Raw genomic sequence first — 12,021 nt, 5'->3', positions numbered from 1 at the left:
GGGTGATCAGTGAGCCAGAGGAGTTGTGCATATGAGAGTGATTTTGGTAGATGATGAATATCTCGCTCTGAGCAGGTTGAACAAACTGTTGCAAGAGAGAGAGGATTGCGAAGTTATCGGCTCTTTTCTGACGGCACAGGAAGCCATAGATCAGATCGAAATTCATCTGCCGGAAATCGTCTTCATGGACGTTCAAATGCCGGGGATGAACGGGATCGAGGCGACCGAACGTATCCATGAGGTTTCTCCTGGAACAGAAGTTATTTTCACAACCGCATATAACGAACATGCACTGACAGCCTATGGGCTTGAAGTGCTGGACTATATTATGAAGCCTGTAACGCGTGACCGTTTGGAAAAAACGATGAAGATGTATCAACGCCGAACGGTGTCAGCAAGTCTGAATATAACAGAAGGGCCATCCATGATGATCCGTTGTCTGGGGATGCTTCAAGTCCAAGTGCACCCAAATGAGCCGCCAAAACATATGAAGTTCAGAACAACCAAGATTAGAGAGTTATTCGCCTATTTGCTCCACCATCGGAACAAACCAATTAAGCGGGATACGCTACTTGAACTGTTGTGGCCAGAGTTGGATGAGCGGAGAGGTATATCCAATCTGCACAGTGGGATCCATCGCTTACGCAGCATGATGAACGAATTCATGGGTGAGGACAAGATGGTCATTCGTTATCAACAGTTTGGTTATCTGTTGGAAACGGGTGAATTCAGGATTGATGCGGAAGAATGGGAGAGTCGTCTTACCCGATTGCCTCTATTATCTTCGTCTACAATAACTGAACATCGGCAGACCTCAGATCAATATGAAGGCAAATATTATGGTGAGGACGATTACGTATGGGCTGAACTGGAGCGTCAGCGCTTGCATGCACTATGGCGTAATCATGCCATGCAACTTGCACAATATTACATCGAACTGGGACAGAATACGGAAGCACTCACGTTATATTACCGGGTACAGCAATTCGAACCATCATTGGAGGAAGTCGGACTGGCCTTAATGAAGACCTACGATCGATTAGGCAATAAAGATCCTGTGGTCGCTCAATATAATCAGTTGGTTATCGCTTTAGAACAAGAGGCAGGTATACGCCCTGGCCTAGAAGTTGAGTTATGGTACCAACAATGGAAAAATTCGAATAGTTAATTGGAAATATACAGCCTTGCAGCTTCATTTGCAAGGCTGTTTTTTGTTGTATTTGCTAGTGAAAGGTTTGGTAAGAGTTTGGTAAGAGGCCATGTGTAGAATAAGCAAGATGAGGGTAGATATGATGTTTTGAGTCAGTAAGCAGTCCAAAAATAACATATTAAGTAGGAGGAAACTATGTACACAGCAAAAATCCGGAAGAAACCATGGCAAAGAATTTCCATGCTGGTTCTTTCCTTTATTCTAGCGATTGGAACGTTGCCCATGAGTTTGGCTCAAGCGGAGGCAACTAACCAGACTCCTGTTGGTCCGGGCGGAGTTGGATCCCCTTCACTATGGCTACGACCAGAGCGGGTAAGCGGAGTTGCCAGCGGCGAAAAGGTGAGTATCTGGGAAGATCAAGGCAGTAAAATAAACAACGCAACCCAAAGTACGGAAGCTAATCAACCGACCTATTGGGATGATAAAAATCATAATATCAATTTCAATCCGGTATTGGAATATAACGGCACGAGTAGTTTTATGAATCTGGATGTAAGTAAGCTTCCTCAAGGGAAGAGTCCCAGATCGATCATTACCGTTAGTAAAACCAATAAAACTGATGGCATCAATTATGTTATTTCATGGGGAGTACAAACGGGTGGTTATACGGGTATGGGGATGCTTCAAGTTGACGCAAGGGGCGGCTTGACAACATTTAACAGTGACAGTAATCAGACTTTATACACTCCCAACAAGTTTATGGAAATGACATTCCCGACCGAGCTATTTGTTACTTGGACAGGTGGAGACACTGGAACGAATATAGCTAGATTGTACAGTAAAATGAAGCAGGTACAGGAACTGGGTGGTTGGGGAAAAGAACTTAATAAGGCGTGGAATACTGGTAACTCGGACGGAGCCGTAGTTGGTAAGCTAATTCCGGCAACTGCGTCCAATAGTGGATATTGGCAGGGTACGATTGAAGAAATCATCGTATTTGACCATGCTCTTACGGACGCAGAACGCCAAAAAGTCAGCACATATCTGGCGATCAAATACGGCTATACGCTTGATCAGACGAAAGCCAATTCATATGTCGATTCAAACATGGCTACGATCTGGGATGCCCAGGAGAACGCAGTCTTTACCCATCGCATTACAAGCATCGGTCGAGATGATCAGAGCGGATTGATGCAGAAACAAGCCAAAGCGCAGGAACAGGGATCTGCGTTGACGATTGCATTGGGCAACAGTGTTGAGGATACCAATTCTGCAAATAAAAATGAATTCTCAAAGGATTCTTCTTTCTTTACGTTTGGTGACAATGGAGCAAGTACTGAATTCAAAACACCGATTACGAAAGATGAGAAAAAAATGCTTGGGATGGAGCGTATCTACAAGGTACAGAAAGCAAACTGGACTGAATCACAGATTACACTTCAGGTAGACGAAACGGGAGCTAACCCGGCGTTGCCTCAATATGTTGTGATCAGCGATGATGCTAAATTTGGTAATCCAAACTCATTACATTTAATTGAGAATGGCCAATTAACCCTGAATACCTCTAGTTTTGGTCCGAACTCGTACTTTACCATTGCAACTGCTGCTACTCCTTTGACGGTACCCGACGTCACACTGACCGACGATGAGTTGACATGGGAAGCAGTTGCACATGCAGATAAATATGAAGTAACAATCGAACTGGAAGACGGCACGAAGCGGACGGTGGAAGTAACCGGAATGGCGCTTAACCTGTCGCAATTGGTACCATCGCTAGAAGTTGGCACCTACAAAGTGACAGTAACAGCGAAGACGAACAATCCAGCCTATTCAGATTCAGAAGAGTCGAATTCGAAAAGTTATGATGTTATTGATAAGGCGAAGTTGAAAGCCAAAATCGATGAGATTAACGGTAATATCGAAACAGGCGAACTGGACGAAGAGGAGTACACACCAGCGAGCTGGACAGCACTGGATAATGCGATGAATGAAGCAGAGCGAGTGTTGAATGATCCGACAGCGACCCAAGCGCAGGTAAACAAGGTTCTTTTGGATCTGACTGATGCAAGAACGGGCCTAATCCCTACAACATCTGTACCCGTTGTAGATAAATCAGTTTTGCAAGCGAAAGTAACTGAAATTACAGGTGAAAGCCTGGAAGAGTCAGCGTACACACCAGCGAGCTGGACAGCACTGGATAATGCGATGAATGAAGCAGAGCGAGTGTTGAATGATCCGACAGCGACCCAAGCGCAGGTAAACAAGGTTCTTTTGGATCTGACTGATGCAAGAACGGGCCTAATCCCTACAACATCTGTACCTGTTGTAGATAAATCAGCTTTGCAAGCGAAAGTAACTGAAATTACAGGTGAAAGCCTCGAAGAGTCAGCGTACACACCAGCGAGCTGGGAAGCACTCAAAGTTGCGATGAATGAAGCAGAGCGAGTGTTAAATGAACCGACAGCGACTCAAGCGCTGGTAGATAAGGCACTTCAGGATCTGACTAACGCTAGAACGGGACTTACCAAAGTAATTGGTACAGATGAATCTACGTTGCAGACGCTGGTCCCTTCCGTGGGAAGCTTGTCCCCGGCCTTTGATCCGGCTAAAGACACGTACACCATCTCTGTTCCGAATAGCGTATATCAATTTCAGTTAACGCCAACGGCACTTGATCCACTTGCGAAGATTGAAATAGCTGTTGGAGATGGAGAATGGAACGAGGTTTCAAGTGGCAGTGTAAGTGAGAATCTACCGCTTCAAGTCGGTGGGAATAAGATCGTTGTTAGAGTAACCGATTCACTTGGAAATGTTACGGCGTATAAAATCAACGTGACTAGAGCATCCAGTGACAATGGTAACAATGGTGGAGGCAACAATGGCGGCGGTGGAAATACGGGAGGTAACGGCGGAAGTACACCAGCACCAGCACCTACACCTGCGCCAGTACCAACGCCAACTCCGGCACCCGTGAAGGATAATTTGGAAACAACACGGGATGGCAGCCATCAACCATTTGCTACATCCAAACCATCTAATAACAAAGAAACATTGGTTCAAGTTGATCCAGCCAAGCTGAATGTTGCCATGTCACAAGGCACAGGCCAGCAGTTCGCCATTCATTCACCGAATGATGGGGATATGAAGGTGGACGGTTTAACCCTCGAAACACTGAAACAATTGGTGGATCAAGGTTCCAAACTGAACATTAGCAATCCGCTGGCAATCTATCCGGTACCTGGCGGTAAAATGGACGTGAATGGTGTGTCCAGACAGCTTGGTAATGCAGCGTTGAATGATATTGATGTCCATGTTGATATCGCACGTTCCTCGGATGCTTTGATTGACAGCGCTGAGACAAGAGCCGCATCCCAAGGATACGAGCTACTTGTCACACCGGTTGATCTGGATCTGACGTTTACGAAAGATGGACAGACCGTGCGATCCGGCCAGCTGAACGGTTATGCACCGAAGTATATTGCACTTCCGGAAGGTATCGATCCGAACCGGATTACTACAGGCGTAATCATTAATCCGGACGGTAGCATCTTCCATGTACCAACGGTTGTCACTAAGATCAGTAGTCGTTACTACGCACTCATTAATGACTTGCGTAGCAGCGGAAGTTACTCGGTTATCTGGAACCCGCAGGATTTTGAAGATGCCAGATCCCATTGGGGTAAAATTGATGTGAACAACATTGCTGCAAGACTGGATTTGCAGGGTAACGGAGATAACACATTCTCACCGAACCGTCAGGTTACTCGTTCTGAGTTTGCCGAGATTGTTGTGCTTGGACTGGGCTTAATGCGTCAGGATGCACCACAGAATCTATTCCCTGACGTTAACGATTCCGCATGGTTCCGCTCTGCGGTAGCCCTTGCAAATGAATTCGGTATCGTTCGCGGTTACGATAATGGGAACTTCAACGGTAATCAGGAGATCACACGTGAGCAAGGATTTGCTATGGTTGCTCGTGCCTACCGTCTGATTGAGCCGGAAGCGGCAATTAGCCCGGATCAGATGAACTCTGAACTGGAACGTTACAGTGATGCAGCGGATGTATCGAATTGGGCCAAAGAAGATGTAGCCCAGTTGATTGCAGCGGGGGTCATCCAAGGTAATGGGCCGGAGGTGCTGAGTCCAAAGACCACGATGACTCGTGCCGAGGTCACTGCATTGATTGCAAGAATGTTGAAAGTAACCAACTTGATTGATCAATAAACACAATCTAAAATGAAAAGCCTTTGCTGACATTGGGGGTCGGCAAAGGCTTTTTTCTATTTTTATTAAATTCTTAAATTCATGTCGTAATACTTTCGCCCTGTTGGCAGATCGTGGAATCTGAGATGATGGGTTCACCAGAGGTTCGGGTGACAAACTTTGAACTGCTGGCCTTCAGGCTATTGCGATCCTTCCTTCTACAATCATTGGAGATCATAGGGTCGCAGCTCTCCTGAAGATTTTATTTCAGAGAGGAGGCGTCCAGGCTATCACATTCCTTCCTTCTAACCCTAACCTTCCACGTTATATAGGGATGTGGCTTTCCTGGACTCTTTTATCATGAACAATACAATCTATTTGCGCAGAGCGAATGAACTCATTATCGAATCAAACGAAGGGAAACAACAGTTGCCTAAGACACATCTGGCGACTGCCCTCAAAAATATTGAAGCACTCGGATACACATTCTCGGATGAGTTACTGCAGGCGATGCGGCAGCTGTCCAAGGAACAATTTGAAACAGTGTATCATCAACTCGTGGCTGATCTAAGAGTCATGGTCGGCGCACATGTGAAGTACACACCGATGTATGCAGGATTCCCGATGCAGGTGATGCAAGCGGATGAGGCCGAGTTATATCTCAATGCGATTATTCATTATCTGACCAACCTGACTGTGGTCTATCCGGATCAACAATCTGTGGAGCGAATGCCTTTGCTGGAGAAGACGGACTTGAAAGTCATTGGTTTGGGAAACCAGCAAGCATTCCAGACACTCATCCGTCAGATCATTGAAGCAAAAGGTTCCATCTCGGAAACAGACAAGGCGGATATCGACACGGTATTGGAGCATGCAGACCCGGAAGACGTGGATGCGCTATTACCCGCTGAGATTCCGTTCAAAGAAAATGTGGGCTTTGTGATTGCCTCGCTGTTGAAGCATGAAAAAGCGAACATCGACCGGATCTGTCCGTATTTCAAAACGGCAAGTGATGTCCTGCGTCTGGCTGTTGCCTGGTCCGATGGTGATGTCAGCCTGGCTGCGGCTTCTCCCTTCCGGAAATTCAAACGCCGCGAGAGACGCCTTTTGCTCGGATTATTGGAGCAATGTGGCTCCATCACGGAGGATATGCTCCGCTATAAAGATCGCTGGATTCGCCTTGGCGAAATTCTGCATCCTTCGGAATATAAGCTTCGGTATCCGCGATGCGAAGAAGCCTTTGATATTTTGCGTAATAATAAGCCTTACTCGACCTTCAACGGAAGTGTGGAGCTTGCCTTCCAATATCGGAATGTCTGGAGTCTGATTGATCTGTTGTCACAGCGTCCAGGTGAATTTGCGAGAAGACTGGATCACTTGCTGCGGATGACCGAAGATGAAGCGTATGTACTGCTGGCATTTGGTGAGGTACTGGAGCAAGTATCTACCCCGGTGTTATTGCAGGTAAGACAGCATTTTGCCCACCGTAATGAACCGCAGGATTTGCGTGTCTTTTTCCCGAAAGGCAATGTAGCCAAAGCTTTTGCTGTTCCGAATGAGCTGCCAGAGATCAATGAAGCCACGTGCCAGAATGTCGTGCAATTGTGCGAACAGGCATTGGTAGAGCGCTTCGCTGCCCTTGCCCCGCTTGGAAAGACTTATGTCGATCCGCAGCTTCATGATTATCTGGTACCCTTTTCCCAGAGATCGGCGAGCAAGGCTTTGCATACTATCGTTCGTGGAAGCCGTGTGCCGATGGCAGAGGGTGATACCATTCGTTTCTTCAACTGGTGGAAAGAGGGGGACGTGGATGGAAAGTCTACAGGGCGCGTGGACATTGACTTGTCTGCGGTGATGTACGATAAGGACTGGAACTATGTGGAGCATATTTCCTATACGAATCTGCGATCCTCTAACTATAAGGCTGTCCATAGCGGAGATATCGTGACTGCACCTAACGGAGCAAGTGAGTTTATTGATCTGCATATTCCATCCATCGTGGCTTATGGTGGACGATATGTGGTGGCGACACTGCTATCGTTTACCAGTCATCCGTATTGTGATCTGCCCGAATGTTTTGTGGGCTGGATGATGAGGAAGAAGCCGGGGTCTGGCGAGATTTTCGAACCGTCTACCGTAGCGAACAAAATCGATATTACCGCAGATACGCAGATTGCGATCCCTGTCATTATGGATCTGGTCGAACGCACCGTCATCTGGACAGACCTGGCGCTGACCAGATATCCGGAATACTACAATAACGTAGAGGGGAATCAGAAAGGTATCGTGCTGATGGGTAAAGCACTAACGAATTTACGCAAACCCGATCTGCACGACTTGTTCATGCTCCACGCCAAAGCTAGAGGAGAACTGGTGGATACAATAGATCAGGCGGATACAATCTATTCGGTCGATCAAGGTATTACACCCTATGATATCGAGCAGATTATGGCGGAGTATCTGGTTTGACCTGTTTGACTTGACTACTGGTGATATGTGAATATCAAAGTTAGAAAAGAGTAGCTGATGCTGCTCTTTTTTTCTGGTTTAAATGCAAAGAGCCTACAGAATGGTGCAGGTAATGTCGGATGCAAAGAGAATGACTTTGCTAAGCTTGAATTATCGTGGGAGGGATGATATGGATACGCTGAGGCGGTTAAATGAAGCCTTGAATTATATTGAGGAGCATCTGATGGATGTCGTGGACATGAAGGTGATTTCCCGGATTGCCTGCTGCTCGGAGTATCATTTTACACGCATGTTCTCTTTTCTTAGTGGTGTAACACTCTCGGAATATATTCGACGTCGCCGCTTGACACTTGCAGCCATGGAGTTAAGCCACAGTGACAGCAAAATCATTGATATTGCGCTAAAGTACGGGTATACATCGCCGGATTCTTTCTCGCGTGCTTTTCAAAGCATGCATGGCACTACGCCCTCCGAAGCGCGTAACCATGGTCCATCCCTTAAAGCCTTCCCACGGATGACATTTCAACTGACCATTCAAGGAGGAAGCGAAATGAACTACCGTATTGAAGATAAAGAGGCGTTTAGAATCGTGGGTATTCGTAAAAGGGTGCCAATCGTATTCAACGGGGTAAATCCGGAGATCGCGGCGATGTACCAGAGCCTTACACCGGAATTGATTGATTCGATCAAGGGGGCATCAAACGTCCAACCTATGGGCTTAATCAGTGCTTCAGCCCATTTCAGTGAGGGACGGATGGCGGAACAGGGAGAACTGGATCATTACATTGGTGCAGCTACGACAAAAGAGACGCCTAAAGGACTGGAACACCTGGAGGTTCCTGCTTCGACGTGGGCTGTATTTACTGTCGTTGGCCCGTTTCCAGGCACGCTTCAGGAGGTGTGGGGCCGGATCTACGCGGAATGGTTTCCTTCATCGGACTATGAGCTGAGTGAGGGCCCGGAAATGTTATGGAATGAGCACAAGGATGTTACTGTAGAGCAATATAGAAGTGAGATATGGATACCTATTCGGAAGAGATGATACTGTCTCTAGCTTGGTATCTGCGGGCGCAGCTTTTTGAAGCTGCGTTTTTTGTATTCAGAATTTGCTATCGGATATGCGAGCCGTTTTCATTGCAAATTTATGTAATATAATGGTATTATTTTATTGGAATTGTAAGAATACTTGTATTTAGAAGAGTGATTTAAGAAGGGGGTGGCGAGATCAGGTTTACATGAAGTGATGACTCTATTCTATACGCACGCAGACATAACATTCCATTGATTATGGACAGGCTCACATAGCAGACATATCGATATGAGACGGAAGTGCCAGTTATTATACATTATTATGTAAGCGCTTTATTAAATGAGTTCCAAGGAGGGAATTACTCATGACCAAAAGTATAGTGAGAAAGGCGCTTGGTTTGTTTTTAATCATCGTTATGATCGCAACAGCTGTTGTATACCCTGCATCTACCGGACACGCGGCAACCATTAATGTTACGGATAACGGCTCCAGAATTGAAGTAAACACCGGATCAGGATTAGTCTATGTGGTGAACAAAACCAATGGGGATATTATATCGGCCAAAATGAACGGTACGGAGCTGAACAGCAACAGAGGATCGCATATCGGCTCAGGTTTGGGTTCCTCCGCCAATGTGACGTGGAATACCTCTCCTTCAGGATCAACCGTGTTAATCACGGTATCCACAAGCACACTGACTCACTATTATGCTTCGCGTGGTGGGGAGAACATCATATACATGGCCACGCATATCACAGCTCAACCTTCGATCGGGGAGCTGCGGTACATTTTCCGCGGTAATGGTAGTGTGTTGACAGGTGTTCCGGCGAATTCCAATAATCGAGGTAACACAGGAGCGATTGAAAGTCAGGATGTGTTCGGGTTTGCAAATGGACAGTCGGCCTCCAAATATTATGGTAATGATCAGGCCAAAGATTTATCCGTTCGTGGAGTTACGGGGAATGGCGTCGGTGTATTTATGGCCTACGGCAATCGGGAAAAAAGCTCTGGTGGTCCATTCTTCCGCGACATCCAGTTCCAAAGTGGAACAGAGACGGAAGTATATAACTATATGAACTCGGGACATGCACAGACGGAGAATTGGCGCCTGGGTCTACATGGGCCGTACGCTTTGATCTTTACAACGGGAGGTACGCCAAGTGTACCCGATTTCAGCTGGATGTCTGGTCTGAATCTGCAGGGTTGGGTATCCAGTCGGGGGAACGTAGTGCTTAATGGCCTCTCCGGGATGGATACAGGATATGCTTACACAATTGGGTTCGCTAATAGCAATGCCCAGTATTGGGTGGGGACGTCTTCAAGTGGGGCGGCCGCCAAATACAGCATGATCCCGGGCACGTACACTATGACAGCTTATAAGGGAGAACTGGCCGTATATACGGAAACGGTTAATGTCACGGCAGGGCAAACGACGACTCTGAATACACGTACGATCAACAATGACCCAAGTAAAGCCTCTAACATCTGGCGAATCGGCAACTGGGATGGTACACCACGGGAGTTGCTGAATGGACAGACGATTCCGATCCGTCACCCTTCCGATAGTCGCAACCCAAGCTGGGGACCTGTCACCTATGCCACCGGTAGCGCGACCAATCGATTCCCGGCAATCCAGTTCCGTGGTCAGAATTCTCCAACCACAATAACGTTTAATTTGAATGCATCTCAAGCGGCATCTTCTCATACGCTCAACATCGGTATTACGGCAGCTTACAATAATGGCAGACCGAGTGTAACGGTTAATGGACATGCTTTAACCAATCCTGCTGCATCTTCACAACCCAATTCTCGTAGCTTCACCATTGGTACGTATCGTGGGAACAACACAACCTTTAGCTGGAATGTTCCAGCATCCTACTTCGTGAATGGTTCCAATACTATCACGATTACGCCGATCAGCGGTTCTAGTGACTTGGGTAACTGGTTAAGTGCAGGCTGGGTCTATGATTGTGTTGAATTGCTGAATTGAATGAAGAATGCAATATAGTGGAAGGAATATAGGAGGTAGCCTGCCTGGTTTTCTTAACCAGGTTCAGGTTACCTCTTTTAGCTTTGTCATCCGAAATGAAAAGATATCGCTTCGTGATATCCCTAAGGATCTTGCTTTGCTGGAGATGGTGATCCGGATAGTGGTATAATTTTCAATACGTAATCATGAGTGAATGAACGGGGAGGAAAAGAGAATGAGAGACGATCTGTTGGTTCAATTGCAAGAGTGGCATGAAGAAGATGAGTTTCAGGAAATTGTAGATGCAATTCAGGCAATTCCTGTGGAAGAAAGAGATTATGAGCTGGTTAACCATTTGGGGCGAGCGCTGAATAACTTGGAACAGTATGAAGAAGCGGTTGAACAATTCCTGACGGTTGCTAAAGAGGGCACAGGTGACCCACTCTGGCATTATCGGATTGGACTGGCTTATTATTATCTGGAGCAATATGCGCATGCGCTGCAGGCGTTTGAAAGAGCGGATGAATTGGACCCTGAGGATGAAGATACGCTGGAGTTTCTGGGATGGATTCGAAGCAAAATGGAGGAGCCGTCCGAATCTGAACCTGAAGTTGAAACTGATCCAGAGGCTGTTGGAGAATTCCATGTACCCGTTGACGTTGTAGCGACCTTTGAAGCGATTCCCAGACCGGAATCCGGCGAATTCTGGAACGATAGTGAGCAGGCACTGGAGCACTATGTGTCCAATCCGCCAAGTGATGGCCTCATTGATTCTGTTGAGGAGCAATTGGTGTTCCGACTGCCGGCTTCCTACATTGAGATGATGAAGCTACATAACGGCGGTATTCCGTACAATCGTTATTTCCCTGTGGCGAACACAGATACGGGAGCTACGGATTATGTTGAAATTGAAGGTATACTGGGCATTGGCCGTGAGAAGCCTCGCACACTAGCGGGTATTCAAGGCAGCTGGAATTTGATTGAACGTGAAGGGTATCCGGAGATTGGTGTGGTCATCGCGGTATCTCCTTCGGAGTCGGGGGTTGTCATGCTCGATTATCGTTCATTCGGTAATGATGGAGAACCTGAGGTCGTTTATGTGAAGAGGGAGAATCCCAAAGAGATCCTTCCGCTGGCACCGAACTTTGAGACGTTTATCCAAGGGCTGATGACTCCAGAAGTCTAGTATGAATAATATCA

The 12,021-nt window shown here is 46.7% G+C and carries 6 protein-coding genes; all 6 read left to right on the top strand.

Going from position 1 to position 12,021, the window contains the following annotated elements:
- Positions 1-31: 31 nt before the first annotated feature.
- The 6 genes from MHH25_RS30240 (at position 32) to MHH25_RS30215 (ending at position 12,007) form a co-directional block, all read left to right on the top strand.
- The gene (locus MHH25_RS30240; RefSeq protein WP_253504502.1) at positions 32-1,168 is read left to right on the top strand and encodes a response regulator; all 1,137 of its coding nucleotides are present in this window, start codon (positions 32-34) and stop codon (positions 1,166-1,168) included.
- Positions 1,169-1,345: 177 nt separating this feature from the next.
- Complete coding sequence (locus tag MHH25_RS30235) at positions 1,346-5,374, top strand: S-layer homology domain-containing protein (RefSeq protein ID WP_340018791.1); 4,029 nt, start codon at positions 1,346-1,348, stop codon at positions 5,372-5,374.
- A 339-nt stretch (positions 5,375-5,713) separates the two neighbouring features.
- Positions 5,714-7,822: a TerD family protein gene (locus MHH25_RS30230; RefSeq protein WP_340018790.1), complete on the top strand. Its 2,109-nt coding sequence runs from the start codon at positions 5,714-5,716 to the stop codon at positions 7,820-7,822.
- Positions 7,823-7,991: 169 nt separating this feature from the next.
- A complete protein-coding gene (locus MHH25_RS30225) occupies positions 7,992-8,864 on the top strand; it encodes an AraC family transcriptional regulator (RefSeq protein WP_340018789.1) in 873 nt (290 codons plus the stop codon).
- 352 nt (positions 8,865-9,216) lie between these two features.
- Positions 9,217-10,842 (top strand): rhamnogalacturonan lyase B N-terminal domain-containing protein, encoded by a 1,626-nt coding sequence (locus MHH25_RS30220; protein ID WP_036611768.1) that lies wholly within the window; start codon positions 9,217-9,219, stop codon positions 10,840-10,842.
- A 214-nt stretch (positions 10,843-11,056) separates the two neighbouring features.
- Positions 11,057-12,007, top strand: coding sequence for an SMI1/KNR4 family protein (locus MHH25_RS30215; protein WP_340018788.1), 951 nt, complete (start codon positions 11,057-11,059; stop codon positions 12,005-12,007).
- Positions 12,008-12,021: the final 14 nt, after the last annotated feature.

The organism is Paenibacillus sp. FSL H3-0457, from assembly GCF_037981725.1.
Taxonomy (GTDB): domain Bacteria; phylum Bacillota; class Bacilli; order Paenibacillales; family Paenibacillaceae; genus Paenibacillus; species Paenibacillus amylolyticus.
The sequence above is the reverse complement of the archived record's forward strand: the minus strand, read 5'-3'. Positions and strand labels throughout refer to the sequence as shown.